This is a genomic window from Actinacidiphila polyblastidii (assembly GCF_036353415.1).
GTDB classification, from domain to species: Bacteria; Actinomycetota; Actinomycetes; order Streptomycetales; family Streptomycetaceae; genus Actinacidiphila; species Actinacidiphila polyblastidii.
Genome location: NZ_JAZEWV010000007.1, coordinates 1 through 20,352, shown reverse-complemented (window position 1 = coordinate 20,352; position 20,352 = coordinate 1). Strand labels below are relative to the sequence as shown.

Annotated in this window: 14 protein-coding genes; 1 reads left to right on the top strand and 13 read right to left on the bottom strand. The window is 69.7% G+C overall.

What is annotated here, in order from left to right:
• Positions 1 to 22: 22 nt before the first annotated feature.
• The 12 genes from V2S66_RS11145 to acnA all read right to left on the bottom strand — a co-directional run bounded on the left by V2S66_RS11145 (position 23) and on the right by acnA (position 17,975).
• Positions 23 to 1,510, bottom strand: coding sequence for a peptidoglycan-binding protein (locus tag V2S66_RS11145; protein WP_330794454.1), 1,488 nt, complete (start codon positions 1,508 to 1,510; stop codon positions 23 to 25).
• A gap of 180 nt (positions 1,511 to 1,690) precedes the next feature.
• Positions 1,691 to 2,557 (bottom strand): DsbA family protein, encoded by an 867-nt coding sequence (locus tag V2S66_RS11140; protein ID WP_330794452.1) that lies wholly within the window; start codon positions 2,555 to 2,557, stop codon positions 1,691 to 1,693.
• Between the two features lie 42 nt (positions 2,558 to 2,599).
• Entirely contained in the window at positions 2,600 to 4,171 is a 1,572-nt protein-coding gene (locus V2S66_RS11135; protein ID WP_330794451.1) for an amino acid permease, read from the bottom strand.
• A 170-nt stretch (positions 4,172 to 4,341) separates the two neighbouring features.
• Complete coding sequence (dxs, locus tag V2S66_RS11130) at positions 4,342 to 6,276, bottom strand: 1-deoxy-D-xylulose-5-phosphate synthase (protein WP_330794450.1); 1,935 nt, start codon at positions 6,274 to 6,276, stop codon at positions 4,342 to 4,344.
• 145 nt (positions 6,277 to 6,421) lie between these two features.
• Positions 6,422 to 7,681, bottom strand: coding sequence for a sugar ABC transporter permease (locus V2S66_RS11125; RefSeq protein WP_330794671.1), 1,260 nt, complete (start codon positions 7,679 to 7,681; stop codon positions 6,422 to 6,424).
• A 29-nt stretch (positions 7,682 to 7,710) separates the two neighbouring features.
• Complete coding sequence (locus V2S66_RS11120) at positions 7,711 to 8,499, bottom strand: ATP-binding cassette domain-containing protein (protein WP_330794449.1); 789 nt, start codon at positions 8,497 to 8,499, stop codon at positions 7,711 to 7,713.
• A gap of 220 nt (positions 8,500 to 8,719) precedes the next feature.
• On the bottom strand, positions 8,720 to 9,808 hold the full coding sequence (locus V2S66_RS11115) for a sugar ABC transporter substrate-binding protein (protein ID WP_330794448.1): 1,089 nt from the start codon (positions 9,806 to 9,808) through the stop codon (positions 8,720 to 8,722).
• Positions 9,809 to 9,947: 139 nt separating this feature from the next.
• Positions 9,948 to 11,150, bottom strand: a complete 1,203-nt coding sequence (locus V2S66_RS11110) for an ROK family transcriptional regulator (protein ID WP_330794447.1) — start codon at positions 11,148 to 11,150, stop codon at positions 9,948 to 9,950.
• A gap of 246 nt (positions 11,151 to 11,396) precedes the next feature.
• A complete protein-coding gene (locus V2S66_RS11105) occupies positions 11,397 to 12,344 on the bottom strand; it encodes a carbohydrate ABC transporter permease (protein ID WP_330794446.1) in 948 nt (315 codons plus the stop codon).
• A gap of 13 nt (positions 12,345 to 12,357) precedes the next feature.
• Positions 12,358 to 13,290: a carbohydrate ABC transporter permease gene (locus tag V2S66_RS11100; protein ID WP_330794445.1), complete on the bottom strand. Its 933-nt coding sequence runs from the start codon at positions 13,288 to 13,290 to the stop codon at positions 12,358 to 12,360.
• A gap of 81 nt (positions 13,291 to 13,371) precedes the next feature.
• Positions 13,372 to 14,763: an N-acetylglucosamine/diacetylchitobiose ABC transporter substrate-binding protein gene (gene ngcE / locus V2S66_RS11095; RefSeq protein WP_330794444.1), complete on the bottom strand. Its 1,392-nt coding sequence runs from the start codon at positions 14,761 to 14,763 to the stop codon at positions 13,372 to 13,374.
• A gap of 497 nt (positions 14,764 to 15,260) precedes the next feature.
• On the bottom strand, positions 15,261 to 17,975 hold the full coding sequence (acnA, locus tag V2S66_RS11090) for an aconitate hydratase AcnA (RefSeq protein WP_330794670.1): 2,715 nt from the start codon (positions 17,973 to 17,975) through the stop codon (positions 15,261 to 15,263).
• Between the two features lie 404 nt (positions 17,976 to 18,379).
• Here acnA and V2S66_RS11085 point away from each other — a divergent pair, with 404 nt between their 5' ends.
• Positions 18,380 to 19,909, top strand: a complete 1,530-nt coding sequence (locus V2S66_RS11085; RefSeq protein ID WP_330794443.1) for a UDP-N-acetylglucosamine 1-carboxyvinyltransferase — start codon at positions 18,380 to 18,382, stop codon at positions 19,907 to 19,909.
• A gap of 146 nt (positions 19,910 to 20,055) precedes the next feature.
• Here the strand turns inward: V2S66_RS11085 and V2S66_RS11080 are convergent, their stop codons facing one another.
• The gene (locus tag V2S66_RS11080; protein ID WP_330794442.1) at positions 20,056 to 20,238 is read right to left on the bottom strand and encodes a hypothetical protein; all 183 of its coding nucleotides are present in this window, start codon (positions 20,236 to 20,238) and stop codon (positions 20,056 to 20,058) included.
• Positions 20,239 to 20,352 lie beyond the last annotated feature (114 nt).

Here is a 20,352-nt window from a genome sequence, read left to right as displayed (position 1 = left end):
TCGGGCGGGGTGAGCGGTGGTGTCACGAGAACAGTCGCCTCCACGTCTCGGGGCCGGGATGGCCGTCGGCGGTCCGTCCCGACCAGCCCTGGGCCCGTTGGAACGCCTCCACGTTGCGCCGGTCGGCCTCGCTCCATGTGCGGCTCGGGCCGGCCGTGTAGTGCCCGCCGAAGCCCCGGGCGGCCAGCCTGCGGCCCAGCGCGAGGACGGCGTCGCTGCTGCGGCCCGGCCGGAAGGCGGCCGCGCCGGGGTACCGCGGCGCGGCCGAGGCCGCGGTGACGGCCTCGGCTTCGGGAGCGGCCGCAGCCTGAGGGACCGCCGGTGCCGCGGGGACGGCCGCGCGGGAGGCCGCCCTGACGTCCTTGCCGCGGTGGCCCACCAGGTACTTCCAGGTGGTGGGGCCGGGCAGGCCGTCGGCGGCGGCTCCGGTCCAGCCCTGCGCCCGCTGGAAGGCCCGGGTGGCGCCGCGGTCCGCGGCGCCCCACGCCGAGCCGGGCCCGACCTTGTAGTACGCGCCCGCGCCGCGCCCGACCAGCAGCACGCCGAGCCGCGCGACGTAGGAGTTGTCGGCGCCGGGCCCGAACACGCCCGTGCCCGGGAACGCCTTCCGCTCGGGCGCGCCCGACCCGCCGCCCGCCGCCAGGTGCTTGTAGCGGTACGGCAGGTACCTCGCGGAGTTCGTCCAGTACGCGTAGGGCGTGGTGCGCACCCGGGTGCCCGGCCTGGTCTGCTCGTAGCCGGTGTACCGGGTGTGCGCGGCGTCGACCCAGCCGCCGAAGACGACCACGTGCGAGCCGCGCCGGGGGTCGGCGCGGTTGTGGAAGAGCAGGATGTCGCCGGGCCGCAGCTGGGCCCTGGTGATGCGGAACGCGTAGTCGTGCAGGTCGCCGGTCCAGGCGTTGGCGTCCAGGCCCCACGCCATCGACACGAAGCCGGAGCAGTCCTGCCGGTATCCGTCCTTCCACCGCGAGGTCATGCTGTACGGCACCTGCTGGGCCACCCAGGTCTCGGCGCGCGCCAGGATCTGCCCGCGGGTCAGCCGCAGCGGCGCGTCAGGCAGCTCGTCGGAAGCGCCCTGGGGCGTGGCTGCCTGCTGGGACGTCTGAGGTTCCTGCGGCGTCCCTGCGGCCGCGTCGCCGGCGTCCGAGGCGGGCTGGGCGCCCGGGGCCGCGGGCGGCGCCCCGTCGGGCGCGGCGGGATCGGCAGGCGCCGTGGGCGTCGGGGGCGCCGCGGGGTCGGGCGTCGGGGGCGCCGGCGTGACCTCGGCGGGACGTTCCGCGGGCGGTGCGGCGGGCACGCCCACCGGGGCCGGGGGGGCCGCCAGGGCGGGGGCGCCGCACAGCGCGGTGCCGGCGGCGGCGGTGGCGGCCAGCACCAGGGCGCGCGCCGCGCGGTGGGCGGTGGGTCCGCGGCTGCCGCGCGTCACCGTGTCGGCCAGCCGCTGCCGTGCGCAGCTCTCGCAGACGCAGGACGGCGGGGGCTCGACCTCCTCGAAGACCGGTGTCGACATGCTCGCCTCCTTTGTGATCGGGTGTCAGATCTGTGACGTACCCGATGCGACCGCAAAGTTGACGAAATACGATAATTGTCACGCGGAAGGAACGCATCCGGAGCCCCGCGGACGAGAACGGCCCGCTGCTCCCGGGCAGAGCCGGGAGCAGCGGGCCGTCGTCGTGGCGCCGGGGCGGGGTCAGCCGAGCTGCGCGTCCGTCGCGGACGGGGTGGCCTGCACCGCGATGACGCGCTTGGCCTCGGCCGTCACCAGCGACCGCAGCCGCTGCGGGGTCAGGCTGCCCTGCACGTCCTTGACCTGCTTGCCGTTGACGAGCACCACCGGTACGGCGCCCTCGTAGCCGGCGGCGGCGAACTCCGCCTGGGACTTCTGCACCCAGCCGATGTGGTCGCCCTGCTCCAGGCACGGGTCGAAGGTGCCGGGCTTGATCTTGTGCGCCCGCTTGGCCATGTCCTTCAGGAACTTCTGGCTGGACAGCCGGCCGCTCTGCGGGTCCGGCTGGTTCTTGAAGAGCGCGACCACGAAGTTGGTGAACCGGCCCTGGTCCTGCGCGCACGCCGCGGCGGCCGCGGCCTGCAGCGACCCGTCGCCGCCGTACTTCTTGTCGGAGGCGGTCACCAGCCGGTAGTGCAGCTGCACCTGACCGGTGGTCAGCAGCTGGTCGAAGGTCGGCTGGAACCGCGTGGCGAACGCCTTGGAGTCGGGGCTGCGCAGGTCCTCGTAGACCGTGATCGTCACCGGGACCGACGGGTGCACCGGCAGGTCGAACTTCGGCCCGCTGGGGGTGGGACTGGGGCTGGGCGAGGCGCTGTCGGCCGGGCCGGTGGGGACCACGGCGGGTCCCGCGGCGTTCGTCGGCGTCTTGACCTTGTCGTCCTTGGTGCTGCGCACGTGCGCGCCGATCACCGCGGAGATGCCGAAGACCACGGCCATCGCGATGATGCCGATCGCGTAGGGCCTCACCCGGTCAAGGAGACTCTTCCGCTTCTTCTTGCCCGGGACCGCCGCACGATCCGGGCTCTCGGGTCCCTTGGACTCCGTCATGACTGCGCCACCTCATCATCCCGCACTGCTCTCCGCGCATTTCTACCATCGCTTCGGCGCGGCCCCGAATCCCGGGCCCCCGGCGGCGTCCCGGCCGCGGGCCAGCCTGCTGTGCGAGCGGCCGTAACCGAAGTAGACGACCAGGCCGACCACCATCCAGACGGCGAACCGCAGCCAGGTCTCCAGGCTCAGGTTGATCATCAGCCACAGCGAGGCGCCCACCGACACGATCGGCAGCACCGGCACCCACGGGGCGCGGAAGGCGCGGGGCAGGTCGGGGCGGGTGCGGCGGAGCACGATCACGCCGATCGCGACCACCACGAAGGCGAACAGCGTGCCGATGTTCACCATCTCCTCCAGCTCCCCCACCGTGAAGAAGCCGGCGATCAGCGCCACGACCACCCCGAGCAGCACGGTCGTGCGGTACGGGGTGCCGTACTTCGGGTGCACCTGGGAGAAGGCGCGGGGCAGCAGGCCGTCGCGGCTCATCGCGAAGAACACCCGGGTCTGGCCGAGCAGCAGGATCATCACCACCGAGGTCAGGCCGACCGCCGCGCCGAAGCTGATCAGACCGGACCAGAAGGGCGCGTCCACCGACTTGAAGGCGGTGGCGAGCGGCGCGCTGGTGTCCAGCTGCGAGTACTTCTGCATGCCGGTGACGACCAGCGACACCGCGACGTAGAGCGTCGTGCAGATCACCAGGGAGCCGATGATGCCGCGGGGCATGTCGCGCTGCGGGTTCTTGGTCTCCTCGGCGGCGGTGGCCACGATGTCGAAGCCGATGAAGGCGAAGAACACCACCGCGGCCGCCGAGAAGATGCCCATCACCCCGAACGAGGACGGGGTGAAGCCGAACATCGTCTGCACCAGCGGCGCGTGCAGGTGGGAGCCGCTGCCGGTGTTCGGCTGGGAGTGCGGCAGGAAGGGCGTGTAGTTGCTGCCGGTGATGAAGAACAGCCCGGCGAAGATGACGATCAGCACCACGGTGACCTTCACCGCGACGACCAGCCCGGTGACCCGCGCGGACAGCTTCATGCCCGCCATCACGATCCCGGTGAGCACCAGCACCAGGGCGGCGGCGAGGATGTCGAAGCCGAAGTGGCCCGGCTGGTGGCTGAGCGAGGCGGGCACGTCGATGCCGAAGTGGCTCAGCAGGTTCGCCACGTAGCCCGACCAGCCGCCGGCCACCACGGCGGCGCCGAGCGCCAGCTCCAGGACCAGGTCCCAGCCGATGATCCAGGCGGGCAGCTCGCCGATGGAGGCGTAGCTGAAGGTGTACGCGGAGCCGGCGACCGGCACGGTGGAGGCGAACTCGGCGTAGCAGAGCCCGGCCAGCGCGCAGACCGCGGCGGCGGCGACGAACGCCAGCGCCGTGGCGGGACCGGCGTACTGCTTGGCGACCGTGCCGGTCACCACGAAGATGCCGGTGCCGACGATCACGCCGACGCCGTAGACGATCAGGTCGACCGCGCTGAGTTCCTTGCGCAGCCCGTGCTGCGGCTCCTCGGTGTCGGCGATGGACTGCTCGACGGACTTGGTGCGGAAGACGCCCCGCTGCCGCGGCGGGGCCGCCTGCCTGCTTCCGCCGATCCCTTTGTCGGTCCTGCTCTCCATGGGGGCACCTCCGGATGGTTCGGTCGCCCCGGAAGGCGGGACGCCTGTCGTACTCCACTCCGGGGGTTCACCTCACCGCTCCAGGCGCGCCTACGCATCAGTCCACGGCGAAGGGGGTCCATCCCTGTGGGTGAACCCCCTTCGCCGGCGGCCGCCGCGGGCCCGCGCGGTCAGTCCTGGACGCTCTCCGGGGCGTCCGCGCCCTCGGCCTCGTCGGCGAACCCGCCGCCGATGGTGGCGACCACGCCGGTCACCTGGCGGGCGATGTCGGGCGCGGTCAGCCCGATCCGCGCCATCACGTCCTTGCGGGAGCCGTGCGCCAGGAACTCCGGCGGGATGCCGAAGTCGCGCAGCGGCACGTCCACCTCGGCGTCCCGCAGCGCCTGCGCCACGGCCGTGCCGACGCCGCCGGCCCTGCTGTTGTCCTCCACCGTGACGACCAGCCGGTGCCGGGCGGCCAGCGCGGGCAGCTCGGCGTCGACGGGCTTGACCCAGCGGGGGTCGACCACGGTGCTGGTGATGCCCTGCGCGTCGAGCAGCGCGGCGATCTCCAGGCACATCGGGGCGAGCGCGCCGACCGACACCAGCAGCACGTCCGGCTGCTGCGCGTCCTCGGCGGGGGTGCGCAGCACGTCCATGCCGCCGATCCGGCCGACCGCCGCGACGGCCGGGCCGACCGCGCCCTTGGAGTAGCGGACCACGGTGGGCGCGTCGTGGACCTCGACGGCCTCGCGCAGCTGGGCGCGCACCTGGTCGGCGTCGCGGGGCGCGGCGATCCGCAGGGAGGGCACCACCTGGAGGATCGACATGTCCCACATGCCGTTGTGGGAGGCGCCGTCGCTGCCGGTGACGCCGGCCCGGTCGAGCACGAAGGTGACGCCGCACCTGTGCAGCGCCACGTCCATCAGCACCTGGTCGAAGGCGCGGTTGAGGAAGGTCGCGTAGACCGCCACGACCGGGTGCAGGCCGCCGGTGGCGAGCCCCGCCGCCGAGGTGGCGGCGTGCTGCTCGGCGATGCCGACGTCGTAGACCCGCTCGGGGAACGCCTCGGCGAACTTGGTCAGGCCGACCGGGTGCAGCATCGCCGCGGTGATCGCGACGATGTCCTCGCGCTCCTTGCCCAGCTTGAGCATCTCGTCGCCGAAGACCGAGGTCCAGTCGGCGCCGGACGCCGACAGCGGCAGGCCGGTGTCGGGGTGGATCGGGCTGATGCCGTGGAAGCGGTCGATGTTGTCCTGCTCGGCCGGGCTGTAGCCGCGGCCCTTCTCGGTGATGCAGTGCACGATGACCGGGCCGTTGAAGCGCTTGGCGCGCTGCAGCGCGGACTCGACGGCCTCGATGTCGTGGCCGTCGATCGGCCCGACGTACTTCAGGCCGAGGTCCTCGAACATGCCCTGCGGGGTGATGAAGTCCTTCAGGCCCTTCTTGGCGCCGTGCAGGGTCTCGTAGAGCGGCCGGCCGATCAGCGGGGTGCGCTCCAGCAGGTCCCTGGTGCGGGCCAGGAACTGCTCGTAGCCGTCGGTGGTGCGCAGCGTCGCCAGGTGGTTGGCGAGGCCGCCGATGGTCGGCGAGTACGACCACTCGTTGTCGTTGACGACGATGACCAGCGGGCGGTCCTTGGCGGCGGCGATGTTGTTCAGCGCCTCCCAGGCCATGCCGCCGGTCAGCGCGCCGTCGCCGATCACGGCCGCCACGTGGTGGTCGCGGCCGAGCAGTTCGTTCGCCTTGGCCAGGCCGTCGGCCCAGCCCAGCACGGTGGAGGCGTGGCTGTTCTCGATCACGTCGTGCTCGGACTCCGCGCGCGAGGGGTAGCCGGAGAGCCCGCCGGTGCTCTTGAGCTTCGCGAAGTCCTGGCGGCCGGTCAGCAGCTTGTGGACGTACGCCTGGTGCCCGGTGTCGAAGAGGATGCGGTCCTGGGGCGAGTGGAAGACCCGGTGCAGAGCGATGGTCAGTTCGACCACGCCCAGGTTGGGTCCGAGATGGCCGCCGGTCTTGGACACCGCGTCGACCAGGAAGCCGCGGATCTCGGCTGCCAGCTCCACGAGCTGCTGCCGGTCCAGCCGGTCCAGGTCGCGGGGTCCGTTGATACGGGTCAGCAGTGCCACCCGTGCCTCCTTAAGCCTGTCGCTACCGACCGGTCGGGCCGATCCGACGAGTCTAAACCGCGCGAAACCGCCGGGTGGCCCTGGAGGGTCCAGGTCCACCCGGCGGTTTCGTGAGGTGTCTCGTGGCGCGCCTCGCGCGGGAGTGCTACGCGCGGCCGGAGGTCTTCTGCGTCCGGCGGGACACCGAGTCGATCACGACGGCGGCCAGCAGCACCGCGCCGGTGATCATGTACTGGATCGACTGGTTCATGTTCAGCAGGTCGAGACCGGTCTGGATGGACTGGATGACCAGCATGCCGAGCAGCGCCGACCAGACGTTGCCGCGGCCGCCGAAGAGGCTGGTGCCGCCGATGACGGCCGCCGCGATGGCGAGCATCAGCAGGTTGCCCTGGCCGGCCTGGAGGGTCGCGGTGTAGGTCTGCGCGGCCAGGAAGAGGCCGCCGATGGCCGCGAAGCCGCCGGAGATGGCGAACACCGACATACGGACCGACGCCACGTTGATACCGGCGCGGCGGGCCGCCTCGATGCTGCCGCCGACCGCGAAGACCTTGCGGCCGAAGGTGGTGCGGCGCAGCACGAAGTCGCAGACGATCAGCGCGACCAGGAAGATGACCAGCGCGCTGGGCACGCCGGCGGTCTTGTTCAGCACGTACGCGGCGACGTAGGCGACGATCGCGAGCGCGACGACGCGCGCGAGGATCTCGCTGGTCGGGCGGTAGGGCACGCCGGCCTTGCGGCGGCGGGCCTGCTCCACCAGGGAGCCGAGCAGCAGCGCCGCGACGCCGACGGTCGCCAGGATGTAGGCGCCGGCGATGTCCTGGTTCAGGAAGAAGGAGCGCTGGCCCAGGATGTGCATCGGGCCCTTGTCGGCGAGCGAGAGGCTGCCGGTGTCGCCCAGCACCCAGAGCATCAGGCCGTTCCAGCCGAGGAAGCCGGCCAGGGTGACGACGAACGCGGGGACGCCGATCTTGGCGAAGAAGAAGCCGTGCACCAGGCCGATGCCGACGCCGATGAGGATCGTCAGCAGGGCCGCCAACCAGGGGTTGATGTTGTGCGTGGTGGCGAAGATCGCGAAGAGCGCCGACGCCAGACCGCTGACCGAGGCGACCGACAGGTCGATCTCGCCGAGCAGCAGCACGAACACCAGGCCGATGGCGAGCATGCCGGTGCCGGCCAGGAAGTAGCTGATGTTGACCATGTTGGCCGAGCTCAGGAAAAGGCTGTCCTTGACCTGGAAGATCGTCCAGATGATGATCAGCGCGACGACGACGGGCAGGGAGCCCAGTTCGCCGCCCTTCAGCTTGCGCTTGAACTCGGTGATGTAGCCCTTGAAGCCCTCTTCGCGCACGAGCAGGCGCGGGTCGATCGCCGCCACGGCGGGCGGCGGCACCTCGTCGGCCGGGATGCCCTGGTCGAGGGTGGTCTTGTCGCTGCTCACTTGGCCGCCTCCGCGTTGCGCGCCTGCCGACGGGTCACGGCGTTGTCCGTGGCACCGGTGATCGCGGCGATGATCTGTTCGTTCGTGGTGCCCTTCACCGGGAATGCACCGTTGTTCCGGCCCAGTCGCAGCACGTGGACGGTGTCCGCGACGGCGGTCACGTCGGCCATGTTGTGGCTGATCAGGATGACGCCGAGGCCGCGCTGGCGCAGCCGCTCGACGAGGTCGAGGACCTGGGCGGTCTGCTCCACACCGAGGGCGGCGGTCGGCTCGTCCAGGATGACGACCTTGGGGTCGCCGATCAGGGCACGGGCGATGGCCACGACCTGCCGCTGGCCTCCGGAGAGGCTGGCGATCGGGATCCGCACACTGGGGATCCGGATGGACAGCGTGTTCAGCAGCTCGCGGGCGCGCTGCTCCATCGTGACCTCGTCGAGGCTGCCGAAGCGCAGCAGCTCACGGCCGAGGTACAGGTTGCCGACGACGTCGAGGTTGTCGCACAGGGCGAGGTCCTGGTAGACGGTGGCCACGCCGAGCTGCTGGGCGTCCTGCGGCCGGTTGATGCTGACCGGCCTGCCCTCCCACTCGATGACGCCCTCGTCGATGGGGTGGACCCCGGCGATCGTCTTGACCAGTGTGGACTTGCCGGCACCGTTGTCACCCACCAGGGCGACCACTTCTCCGGCATGGACCTCCAGTTCGACATCGGTGAGGGCCTGAACCGCACCGAATCGCTTGGAGACTCCGCGCAACGCCAGCACGGGCGTAGCGGACACGTGAACCATCTCCTTCGCCGCCTGACCGGCGGGGATGCCGCGCGCTGGGACAGCGGCGGAGGGAGTGCGCAAAGCACAGGATGACAAAGTGAACCGGGGTCGGGCTAGGGGTATGCCCGCCCCCCGGGTTGCCCCTTCGCCACGGAAGCGATTCCGTCCGGCGCCCCGCCCCGGCAGCGGGGTGGATTGGTGGGGCGGGGCGCCGGACAGGCTTGTGGCGGCGTGGCGGTTACTGCGTGATACCAGCCGCGTCGCAGGCCGCCTTGAAGTCGGCGGTGCAGATCTGCGCGTAGGTGTACAGGCCGTCCTTGATGACCGTGTCCTTGATGTTGGCCTTGTTCACCGCGGTGGCGGGCAGCAGCTTGGACGGGACGACGGTGCCGGAACCGGACTTCAGCGTGGTGTCGGCGACGGACTTGAAGTCCTTGTTCTGCAGCAGGTCCACGGCGATCTCGGCGGTGGCGTCGGCCTCCGGCTTGTACGCCTTGTAGATCGTGGCCGCCTGCGCGCCGGTGAGGATGCGCTGGATGCCCGCGAGCTCCGCGTCCTGACCGGTCAGCGGGACGTTGATGCCGGCGCCCTTGAGGGCGGTGGCGATACCGCCGGCCATGCCGTCGTTGGCGGAGTAGACACCCTTGATGTTCGCCTTGCCGAGCGAGGTGATCGCAGCGGTCACCTTCTGGTTGGCGACGGTGTCCTTCCACAGACCGCTCTGCTCGTAAGCGATCTTGACCTTGCCGTCGAGGATCTTGTGCGCACCCTGCTTGAAGAGGGCGGCGTTCGGGTCGGCCGGGTCACCGTTGATCATCACGACGTCCGCGGACGGGGTGGCCGCCGGGCCCATCGCGTCCAGCAGCGCCTGGCCCTGCAGCTCGCCGATCTTCTCGTTGTCGTAGGAGACGTAGGCCGAGACCGGGCCCTGCGCGAGGCGGTCGTACGCGACGACCTTGATGCCCGCGTCCACGGCCTTCTGGACCGAGGACTGGATGCCCACGGAGTCCTGCGCGTCCAGGATCAGCACCTTGACACCCTTGGTGATCATGGTGTTGACCTGCTGCGCCTGCTTGGCGGGGTCGGCGCCGGCGTTGTCGTAGGAGACCGTGCAGTCCGAGCACAGCTCGTGGATCTTCGCCTCGATCAGCGGCTTGTCGAACTTCTCGTACCGGGTGGTGGCGTTCTCCGGCAGCAGCAGGCCTATGGACTTGCTGTCCTTGCCCGAGTCCGAACCCTTGTCGCCGGCCTTGCCGCACGCAGCCATGGTGAGCGCGATCGAAACGGCGACCGTTCCGACGGCGATCCGACGCGTCATTGCGTTCATGTGAGGTTGCCTCCCTGACAGGGCCGCAACACCGCGGCCGAGGTTGTCGTGAGTCAACTCCGGCTGACGTCGTGTCGTCAAGAAGTAAACACTTAACGAGATGGCAACGGCGCGTTTCGTTAGCTGTGTGAACGCTCAGTTATGCCGAGAATGCGGGTGTATCAACCTGGACGTTCCCGTCCAGAAGCGTCGAATCGCCCATTTCGGACAGAACCAGGGCAAGTGCTCCCAGAACCTCGGCCCTTGCGCCCAGGGCGCCGGGCACCACGGACAGTCGCTGGGCGGCGCTGGGGATCGCGTAGCGCGACACCGACTCCCTTATCGGGCCGAGCACCAGCTCCCCCGCCTCGGCGAGATCGCCGCCGAGCACGACCCTGCTGGGGTTCAGGAGATTGCAGAGACTGGCGACGCCCATCCCTATGTGCCGCCCGACGTCGCCGATCACCCGGCGGCAGCCGGGGTCGCCCTCACGCCCCAACTGGACCATCTTCGGGATCGTCAGACCGTCGCCGTGGCTGCCCCGCAGCAGTTCCAGGACATAGCGCGCGGCGGTGAAGGTCTCCAGGCAGCCGCGGTTGCCGCAGCGGCAGACCGGCCCCGACTCGTCCAGCGTGATGTGACCGATCTCTCCCGCCGTGCCGCCGGGGCCCCGGTAGATCCGGCCGTCGATCACCAGGCCGGCGCCGACGCCGCTGGAGACCTTGATGTAGGCCAGGTCCTTGACCCCGCGGCCGCCGCCCCAGACCAGTTCGCCCAGCGCGCCGAGGTTGGCGTCGTTGTCCACCTGGACCGGCACGCCGAGCCGGTCGGACAGCTCCTGGCGGGGGTTGATGCCGCCCCAGCCAGGCAGGATCGCGGTGGAGCCGAGCGTCCCGGACTCCACGTCGATCGGGCCCGGCACGCCGAGGCCGACACCGAGCACCTTCTCCGGGCTGATCCCGGTGGACTGCACGAGCCGCGCGACCAGCTGTTCCGCCCGGTCGAAGCCCTGCGACGCCGAGGCGTCGACGTCGATCGGCTCGGACTGCTCGGCCAGCACCTGGTGGGCCAGGTTCCCGACGGCGACCCGCAGGTGCGAGTGGCCGAAGTCGACCCCGACCACGATTCCCGCGTCACCGGACAGCGCCACGCTGCGCGCCCGCCGACCCCCCGAGGAGGTCGGCGTGACCTGCACCGTTCCGTTGTCCCGCAGCTCACGGACGATGTTGGACACCGTCGCGGCCGAAAGGCCCGTGCTCCGCGCGATCTCCGCCTGGGTGAGCGACCCGGCCAGCCGTACGGCGCGCACGACCCGCTCCAGGTTGGCCCGGTGCAGCGATGACTGCGATCCCGGAGTCTCCACGACATCCACTCCTGCCCGGCAGCCGGAAGCCCCTCCTGCTGCCCGCACGGGACGGGGTCCGGTCCGGTGTCACTGCTGCCACACCCGTGAGACCCCGTCGTCTACAACATGTGAACTCTAAGTTGAGTGTTTGGTGTGATGTCCCGTCAAGGGGGAGAACCACACCGTTATGGGAATCGCGGGCGAACGCCCGACAGCGGCTCCGCTGCCGCGGAGCCGCTGGAAGGTGCTGGACGGACGCGTCGGCTACTTCAGGGTGCCCGCCGTGAGGCCCGCCTGAACCTGCCGCTGGAAGGAGAGGTAGACCACGAGCACCGGGAGCATGGCGACCACCATGCCGGCGAACAGCGCCGGGTAGTCGCCGGAGTAGCCCTGCTGCAGCGCGAGGTTGACCAGTCCCTGGGCCAGCATCGAGTGGTCCTTGTCGGTGCTGGACTGCTGCTGCATCAGCGTCACCGGCAGGATGTACTGGTTCCACTGCCCCAGCACGTTGAAGATGCCGACGCTCAGCAGACCCGGTTTCGCCATCGGGACCATGATCTGGAAGAAGGTCCTGGTGTGCGAGGCGCCGTCCAGCACCGCCGCCTCGTGCACCGCCGTGGGCAGCGTCTTGAAGAACGAGTGCATGAAGAAGGTGGTGAACGGCAGCGAGTACGCCACGTAGACGAGGATCAGGCCCTGGTACGTGTTCAGCATGTGCAGGTTGCGCACCATGAAGAACAGCGGCACGAGCGCGAGGAAGTACGGGAACATGGCGCCGCTGACGAACAAGAAGTAGAAGAACCGGTTGCCCGGGAACTCGTAGCGGGCCAGCACGTAGGCGACCATCGCGCCGAGCAGCATGGTCAGCGGCACCGAGAAGACCATCACGATGACGGTGTTCAGGAAGAAGTGGCCGATGCCCTTGTCCCAGGCCCGGCTGAAGGCGCCGAAGCTCCAGTGCGACGGCCAGGACCAGGCGCTGCCGCCGATCTCGGCGTTGTTCTTGAACGCGCTGAGGGTGATCCACAGCAGCGGGAAGACGATCAGCACGGCCCACAGGATGAGGAAGCCGTGCGAGAACACGTTCAGGACGCGTCCGCCGTCGCCGTCGTAGCGGCCGTCGCCGTCCTTGGACCGGCCCCGCGGCTTGCCCGTACCGACGGGCACCTCGTTGATCAGGCCGGCCTGCGACTCGGTGATGGGTGAGGTCATGGTGCTTCCCCGCTCAGAACTCGATACGGTCACGACGGGAGACCCGCAGCGTGATGGCGGATACGATCAAGGTGACCAGCATGATGATCACACCCTGGGCGCAGGCGTAGCCGCTCTTGCCGAACGCCAGGAAGTTGCGCATCAGGTAGGTCGCCATCACCTCGCTGTGGTGGTCGGGTCCGCCGCCGAAGGCCGTGCCCGGGGTCAGGCCGGAGACCAGGGCGAAGAAGTCCATCGCGAAGATCGAGATGTAGACCCACGAGGTCTGCACGCTGTCCCAGAGCAGCGGCAGGGTGACCTTGAAGAAGGTCTGCGACCGGCCGGCGCCGTCCAGCAGCGCGGCCTCGTAGATGTCCTTGGGGATCGACTGCATGGCCGCCGAGAACAGCACCAGGTAGAAGCCGACGCCCGCCCACACCTGGACCAGCAGCAGGCACCACAGCACCAGGTTGGGGTCGTTCAGCCACTCGATCGGGTTGTTCGCGTCCTCCAGGTGCAGCTTGACCAGGAAGCCGTTGAGCAGGCCCGCGGAGTCGCTGCGGTAGACCGCGCCGAACAGCACGATGAGGATCGCGACCGACAGCACCTGCGGGAAGAAGTAGACGATCTTGTAGAACCCGGCGCCCCTGACGCCCTGGACGCCGCCGGCCTGCTCGCGGCCGCCGACGTTCACCATGAAGGCGAAGAAGAGGGCCAGCAGGATGGTGATCACCGGCAGGAAGATCAGGAGCAGGATGTTGTGCCACAGCGCGGTCCTGAAGACCGAGTCGTGGAACAGGGCCGTGTAGTTGTCGAAGCCCACGAACTTGAACGACTGCGACTCACCCGTCCAGTTCGTCAGGGAGTACCCGAAGGTCTGCAGGTACGGCCAGATGACGAACGTGATGTACAGGACGAGCGGAACGATGAGGAAACCCACGATGAAGGGGTATTTGCGATGCTGCATGGATCCTGCTCCTGATCGAGGGGCTGTGCCGATGCGGGGGCCGGCAGGTCCGGCCCCCGCATCACGCACGACGTCGGCGGTTCAGCCCTTCTTGGCCTTCGTGGCAAGCTGCTTGGCCTTGGTGATCCAGTCGGCCGGCTTCAGCCGCTTGGCCATCAGCTCGGCGCTGAGGTTCTGCAGAGCGACATCGAACTCGCTGTTGGTGTTCGGGTAGTTGTAGTTGAACGTGTTCGTGCCCGCGGCCTTCAGCGCCACCACGGTGGAGGCGGTGCCCGGACGCAGCTGGACGTCGGGGCCGACGCCGTCCTTCAGCACGGTGAGCGAGTTGGCGGCCGCGGCGAACTTGCCGGACGCCTCCTTGGTCAGCATCATGCGCAGGAACTCCATGCCGCCCGCGGCGTTCTTCGCCTTGGTCGGCACGATGAACGGCTCGCCCGCGCCGGCCCGGATCGCGTCGTACGGCAGCTTGTCGCCGTCCAGCGAGGGCATCGGCATGAACTTCATGTCGAAGTCCGCCGGGGTGGCCTTCATCTGCTCGTTCTCCAGCCACGAACCGCAGGGGATGAACGCGGCCTTGTACTGGTTCCACTTGGTCTGCGACTCGATGTGGGTCAGACCGTTGGTGCCGGGGAGCAGGTAGCCCTTGTCGACGATCTCGTAGACCGCCTCGATGGCGTTCTTGACGGCCGGGTCGTCCCACGCGGTCGGGTCGAAGGAGTCGATCCGCTTCTGCAGGTCCAGGCCGCCGTTCTTGGCGACCAGGTCCATGATGGCGACGTTGATGTAGTACGGGTACTTGCCCTGGTGGGCGAAGGGCGCGATACCGGCCGCCTTGATCTCCCCGGACAGCGAGATGAAGTCCTTCCACGTCTTCGGCGCGGTCCAGCCGTGCTGCTTGAACAGCTTGCCGGAGTACCACAGACCCCACACGGTGTAGATGTACTGCAGGGTGACGAACTCGCCGCCGATGTTGCCGACGTCGACCGTGCCGGGCTGCAGCACGTCGCGGATCTTCTTGGACGGGTCGTCGATGTAGGGCGCGTCCAGCAGCGGGGTCAGGTTGGTGAGCTGGCCCGCCTTCTGCAGGACGTCCAGCTTGATCTGCTGGGCGCCGGAGTCGTCGATGACGTCCGGGGGGGTGCCGCCGTTGAAGCGCGGCTGCAGCTTGCCGGTGATGTCCTGGGTCCAGGAGACGCCGGCCTTGGCGCCGCTGTGCTTGGACTCGTACAGCTTGCCGAGCGCGGTCGCGTAGTCGTGACCGTAACCGCCGTCGAAGACCATGACGTCCAGCGCGGCCGAGTCGTTCACCCCGAACGGGTTGTCCTTGCTGGCCGCCGCCTTGGTGGGCTTGGTGGACGTGTCGTCGCCCCCGCTGGACGCACAGGCGCTCAGCAGCCCGGTGGCCGGCACTGCTGCCAGGCCGAGCGCCGCGGAGCGCTTGACCAGATCCCGGCGGTTCATTTCGGATCCCATGCTCAAGTCCTCGCCTTCTTCAGGACTCATGCGGTGCAGCGGAATCCGCCGACAGCCGCGAACAGTTGAAGCGTGAGTGATGCCATGCATCCAGTGAGGCGAGGAACGATATCGAACGACCAGCCCGTGCCACCCGTGTCGCATCCCCCGCGCGTCCCCGCGCCCTGCGGGTTCCTTGGACGCGACAGGTATAGTCCACTTGGCTCGAAGAGGGCAAGATCAAGCGGCTGTTTGGGCGGGAAGCTTTCCCGAGTTGAGACCTGTCCGAAACGTGGACCGGCAAAACCGCAGGTGAACGGTGCTCCACGATCGGTCGAAGGGTTACGGCCGGACAACGCGAAGGCCGCGCCTCCCGGGCGGGAGACGCGGCCCATGTGTTCGATTCGAATCCGAAGGCGTGTCACTTTCGCTCCACCGGACGGGTCACTTCCGGTGTGGCGGACGGGTCATGCCCGCCCGCCGTTCGGGCTCCGGATCACCCGCGGATCACGCGAGGGTCACTTGCGGATCAGCGAGCGCAGCACATACTGCATGATGCCGCCGTTGCGGTAGTAGTCGGCCTCTCCGGGGGTGTCGATCCGGACGACCGCGTCGAACTCCACACCGGTGTCGGTGGTGACCTTGACGGTGCGCGGGGTGGTGCCGTCGTTGAGCGCGGTGACGCCGCTGATGCTGTACGCCTCCTCGCCGGTCAGGCCCAGGGACTGCGCCGTGGCGCCCTCCGGGTACTGCAGCGGCAGCACGCCCATGCCGATCAGGTTCGAGCGGTGGATGCGCTCGTAGGACTCGGCGACGACGGCCTTCACGCCGAGCAGCGCGGTGCCCTTGGCGGCCCAGTCGCGGGACGAGCCGGAGCCGTACTCCTTGCCCGCCAGGACGACCAGCGGGACGCCCTGCTCGATGTAGTTGCGGGAGGCGTCGTAGATGAAGGCGACGGGCCCGTCACCCTGGGTGAAGTCCCGGGTGAAGCCGCCCTCGGTGCCCGGCGCGATCTGGTTGCGCAGCCGGATGTTGGCGAAGGTGCCGCGGATCATGACCTCGTGGTTGCCGCGGCGCGAGCCGTAGCTGTTGAAGTCGCGGCGCTCGACGCCGTGCTCGGTGAGGTACTGGCCGGCCGGCGTGTCGGCCTTGATCGCGCCCGCCGGGGAGATGTGGTCGGTGGTGACCGAGTCGCCCAGCTTGGCCAGCACTCGGGCGCCGGAGATGTCGGTGACCGGGGCCGGCTCCATCTGCATGCCCTCGAAGTACGGGGGCTTGCGGACGTAGGTGGACTGCGGGTCCCACTCGAAGGTGTCGCCGGTCGGGATCGACAGCGCCTGCCACTGCGCGTCGCCCGCGAAGACGTCCTGGTAGGAGTCGCGGAACATGTCCTGGCCGATCGCGGACGCGACCACGTCGTTGACCTCGGCCTCGGTCGGCCAGATGTCGTCCAGGAAGACCGGCTTGCCGTCCTGGTCGGTGCCCAGCGCGTCCTTGGTGATGTCCACCTTCATGGAGCCCGCGATGGCGTACGCGACGACCAGCGGCGGCGAGGCCAGGTAGTTCATCTTGACGTCGGGGTTGATCCGGCCCTCGAAGTTGCGGTTGCCGGAGAGCACCGCGGCGACCGCGAGGTCGGCGTCGTTGACCGCCTTGGAGACCTCCTCGGGCAGCGGGCCCGAGTTGCCGATGCAGGTGGTGCAGCCGTAGCCGACCAGGTTGAAGCCGAGCTTGTCCAGGTACGGCGTCAGGTTCGCCTTGTCGAAGTAGTCGGTGACCACCTTCGAGCCGGGGGCCAGCGTGGTCTTGACCCACGGCTTGCGGGTCAGGCCCTTCTCGACCGCCTTCTTGGCCACCAGCGCGGCCGCGACCATCACGTACGGGTTCGAGGTGTTGGTGCAGGAGGTGATCGCGGCGACGGTGACCGCGCCGTGGTCGATCTCGTAGGTGCTGCCGTCCTCGGCCGTGACCAGGGTCGGCTTGGTGGGCACGCCGTTCGCCGAGGCCGGCGCGTCGGAGGCCGGGAAGGACTCCTTGCCCGCCTCCTCGTCGTCGGTGACGTAGTTGCGCACGTCGCGGGCGAACTGCCGGGCGGAGTTCGCCAGCACGATCCGGTCCTGCGGGCGCTTGGGGCCGGCGATCGACGGCACCACCGTCGACAGGTCCAGCTCCAGCTTCTCGCTGTAGTCCGGCTCGGCGGCCGGGTCCAGCCACAGGCCCTGCTGCTTGGCGTACGCCTCGACCAGCGCGACCTGCTGGTCGGAGCGGCCGGTCAGCCGCAGGTAGTCGAGCGTCTCGGCGTCGATCGGGAAGATCGCCGCGGTGGAGCCGAACTCCGGCGACATGTTGCCGATGGTGGCGCGGTTGGCGAGCGAGGTGGCGCCGACGCCCTCACCGTAGAACTCCACGAACTTGCCGACCACGCCGTGCTTGCGGAGCATCTCGGTGATGGTCAGCACCAGGTCGGTGGCGGTGGTGCCGGTGGGCAGCTCGCCGGTGAGCTTGAAGCCGACGACCCGCGGGATCAGCATGGACACCGGCTGGCCGAGCATCGCGGCCTCGGCCTCGATGCCGCCGACGCCCCAGCCGAGCACGCCCAGGCCGTTGACCATGGTGGTGTGGGAGTCGGTGCCGACCAGGGTGTCGGGGTACGCCTGGCCGTTCCTGACCATGACGGTGCGGGCCAGGTGCTCGATGTTGACCTGGTGCACGATGCCGGTGCCCGGCGGCACCACCTTGAACTCGTCGAAGGCGGTCTGGCCCCAGCGCAGGAACTGGTAGCGCTCCTTGTTGCGGCCGTACTCCAGCTCCACGTTCTGCGCGAAGGACTCCGGGGTGCCGAACCGGTCGGCGATCACCGAGTGGTCGATGACCAGCTCGGCGGGCGCCAGCGGGTTGATCCGGGCCGCGTCGCCGCCCAGCTCCTTCACGGCCTCGCGCATGGTCGCCAGGTCCACCACGCAGGGCACGCCGGTGAAGTCCTGCATGATCACGCGGGCCGGCGTGAACTGGATCTCCTGGCTCGGCTGGGCCTGCGAGTCCCACCCGCCGAGGGCCCTGATGTGGTCGGCGGTGATGTTCGCGCCGTCCTCGGTGCGCAGGAGGTTCTCCAGCAGCACCTTCAGGCTGTAGGGCAGCCGGGCGGAGCCGTCCACCTTGTCCAACCGGAAGATCTCATACGATTCGTCGCCCACCTGCAGGGTGCTGCGGGCGTCGAAGCTGTTCGCCGACACGACAGTCTCCTTCATGCATGTTTTCCACGCGTACCACCGCATTGCTGCCGATCTGACGGTACGCCTCGGCAGATATCTCGATGTCGAGATAACTCTAGTACACCTGCGCGGCGCGGTCATGTCCCGGCCTGTCGGAACACGCCCACCGGCGGACACAGCGGGCACCGCGGGCATCCCGGACGCGCGCGGCGCGCGGCACGGGCCGGCGTCCGTCCCGCGCGGACGCCGGCGCATCCGGGTGATGACGCTCCGTGGTCGCCGCTGCTCGTGCGCACCGCGGTGAAGGGGGGGTACGGTGAAGGCGGGTTGTGCGCGTCACGACGGCGCGGGGATTTCGTACGGACCCTGTCACGAACGGCCCCTTCCGAATGGTCTCATCTCACATATGAGATAGCCTCATTGTCATGACCGACGACTATCTCGTACGTATCGGCAGGCTCATCCGCGACGCCCGGCAGCATCGGGGCTGGACACAGGCGCAGCTGGCGGAGGCGCTCAGCACCAGCCAGAGCGCGGTGAACCGTATCGAACGCGGTAACCAGAACATCAGCCTTGAGATGATCGCGCGGATCGGCGAGGCCCTGGACAGCGAGATCGTCTCCCTCGGGTACGCCGGACCGATGCACCTGCGGGTGGTCGGCGGGCGCCGGCTGTCCGGCGCCATAGACGTCAAGACGAGCAAGAACGCCTGCGTGGCGCTACTGTGCGCGACGCTGCTGAACGCCGGCCGGACCACGCTGCGGCGCGTCGCACGCATCGAGGAGGTCTACCGCATCCTCGAGGTGCTCGGCAGCATCGGCGTCAAGGCCCGCTGGATCAACGACGGCAACGACCTGGAGATCGTGCCGCCGGCCGAGCTGGAACTCGACGCGATGGACACCGACGCGGCCCGCCGCACCCGCAGCGTCATCATGTTCCTCGGCCCGCTGCTGCACCGCACCGAGCGCTTCCGCATCCCCTACGCGGGCGGCTGCGACCTCGGCACCCGCACCGTCCAGCCGCACATGAACGCGCTGCGCCACTTCGGCCTCGACGTGACGGCCACCGACGGCTCCTACCACGCGATCGTGGACCGCGAGGTCACCCCGCACCGGCCGATCGTGCTGACCGAGCGCGGCGACACCGTGACCGAGAACGCGCTGCTGGCCGCCGCCCGCCACGAGGGCGTCACCGTCATCCGCAACGCCAGCTCCAACTACATGGTCCAGGACCTGTGCTTCTTCCTGGAGGAGCTGGGCGTCAGGGTCGAGGGCATCGGCACCACCACGCTGACCGTGCACGGCGTCGGGTACATCGAGCGCGACGTGGACTACGCGCCCTCCGAGGACCCGGTCGAGGCGATGAGCCTGCTGGCCGCGGCGGTCGTCACCGAGTCGGAGCTGACCATCCGCCGGGTGCCGATCGAGTTCCTGGAGATCGAGCTCGCGGTGCTGGAGGAGATGGGGCTCGACCACGACCTGACCGACGAGTACCGCGCGGACAACGGCCGCACCCGGCTCGTCGACCTGACGGTCCGGCCGTCCAAGCTGCGCGCGCCGATCGACAAGATCCACCCGATGCCCTTCCCCGGCCTGAACATCGACAACGTGCCCTTCTTCGCCGCGATCGCCGCGACCGCCCAGGGCTCGACGCTGATCCACGACTGGGTCTACGACAACCGGGCCATCTACCTCACCGAACTCACCCGCCTCGGCGCCCAGGTCAAGCTCCTCGACCCGCACCGGGTCCTGGTCGAGGGCCCCACCCGCTGGCGCGTCGCCGAGATGATGTGCCCCCCGGCCCTGCGTCCCGCCGTGGTCGTCCTGCTCGCGATGATGGCCGCCGAGGGCACCTCGGTGCTGCGCAACGTCTACGTCATCAACCGCGGCTACGAGGACCTCGCGGAGCGGCTGAACACGATCGGCGCGCAGATCGAGATCTTCCGCGACATCTGAGCGCCGTCACCGGACGAGGAGGCCGCCGCCGCCCGCGGCGAGCGCGCGGCGGCGCTCCTCGATCGTCGCGAGGTGCGCGCTCCACGGGACGGGACACGGCGGCCCGCCCCGCCCGCGGGGCCGGCCCCGGCGTTCCGGCCAGAGCACTAGCGGCGCCTCGCCAGCATCCGCGCCGCCTGGGAGAAGCACACCGACGCCCAGCCGAGCCCGGCGGCCAGGGCGGCCGGGCCGCTGGCCGTGTGGGTGCCCAGCAGCAGCCAGGAACCTCCGGCGAGCAGCGGCGGAACGCCCGCGATCAGCAGAAGGTTCGCGATCCTGTCGTCGCCCACGCTCGTCCCGCGCTTTCTCCATGCCTCGCCGCCCGGCGGGCGGCAGGCGGGCGAGCCTACCGGCTCCGCCCGGCCGCGGACACAGCGGTGGGGGGGGCCCCCCCGGGGGGGGCC

Excerpts from the sequence above, each read along its gene's own strand:
- V2S66_RS11140 (WP_330794452.1), bottom strand. The coding sequence starts at position 2,557 with ATGACGGAGTCCAAGGGACCCGAGAGCCCGGATCGTGCGGCGGTCCCG.
- V2S66_RS11085 (WP_330794443.1), top strand. The coding sequence starts at position 18,380 with ATGACCGACGACTATCTCGTACGTATCGGCAGGCTCATCCGCGACGCC.
- V2S66_RS11145 (WP_330794454.1), bottom strand. The coding sequence starts at position 1,510 with ATGTCGACACCGGTCTTCGAGGAGGTCGAGCCCCCGCCGTCCTGCGTC.
- V2S66_RS11100 (WP_330794445.1), bottom strand. The coding sequence starts at position 13,290 with ATGCAGCATCGCAAATACCCCTTCATCGTGGGTTTCCTCATCGTTCCG.
- V2S66_RS11105 (WP_330794446.1), bottom strand. The coding sequence starts at position 12,344 with ATGACCTCACCCATCACCGAGTCGCAGGCCGGCCTGATCAACGAGGTG.
- ngcE (WP_330794444.1), bottom strand. The coding sequence starts at position 14,763 with ATGGGATCCGAAATGAACCGCCGGGATCTGGTCAAGCGCTCCGCGGCG.
- V2S66_RS11135 (WP_330794451.1), bottom strand. The coding sequence starts at position 4,171 with ATGGAGAGCAGGACCGACAAAGGGATCGGCGGAAGCAGGCAGGCGGCC.
- V2S66_RS11115 (WP_330794448.1), bottom strand. The coding sequence starts at position 9,808 with ATGAACGCAATGACGCGTCGGATCGCCGTCGGAACGGTCGCCGTTTCG.
- V2S66_RS11120 (WP_330794449.1), bottom strand. The coding sequence starts at position 8,499 with ATGGTTCACGTGTCCGCTACGCCCGTGCTGGCGTTGCGCGGAGTCTCC.